The 547-nt window shown below is 75.9% G+C and carries 1 pseudogene; it reads right to left on the bottom strand.

What is annotated here, in order from left to right:
* Window positions 1–481, bottom strand: a pseudogene (locus GH736_RS24170) (DNA polymerase Y family protein); the annotation flags it as partial.
* Between the last annotated feature and the right edge of the window lie 66 nt (window positions 482–547).

Raw genomic sequence — 547 nt, forward strand, 5'->3', positions numbered from 1 at the left:
CCTGCCGGTCGGCGAGCATGCGACCGCCGCCGATCGTCGCGGTCACGACCGCCTCGTGCCCGAGCATGCTCTGCACGCGGGTGAGCCCGTGGTGCACGCGCTCGTCTGGGCCGCCGCCCCAGAGGCCCTCCTCGTGGTTGCCGGTGGAGTCGATGCGCTCGGGGATCACCCGGAGCCGCACGATCGGCGACGCGAGCCCGCTGTCGGCGGTGCCGGCGCCCTGCAGCTGCCACCGCACCCGGTCGACGACGTCGGCGGGCGTGAACCACCGCGGATGCAGCCAGTTGCGGCTCGAGTGCCCGCCGCCCTCGTCGTCGAGCTCGATGCGCAGGCCGGTGCAGACGAGCCGCACCGCGCGCATGCGCTCGATGAACTCCTCGGCCCGCACGCGGAACGCGAACGCGAGCTGGTCGACGCGGTCGAGGGGCGGCTCGAAGTGCTGCTCCACCTCGAACTCGGGCGGCGGGGTGCGGGCGATCACCCTGGCCTGCTCGCGCCCGGCGGCACGGTCGTGCGCGCAGGCCCCGGCCGCGCCGAACCGGCGGCG

Origin of the sequence: Agromyces humi (assembly GCF_009720255.1) — a bacterium.
GTDB lineage: Bacteria > Actinomycetota > Actinomycetes > Actinomycetales > Microbacteriaceae > Agromyces > Agromyces humi.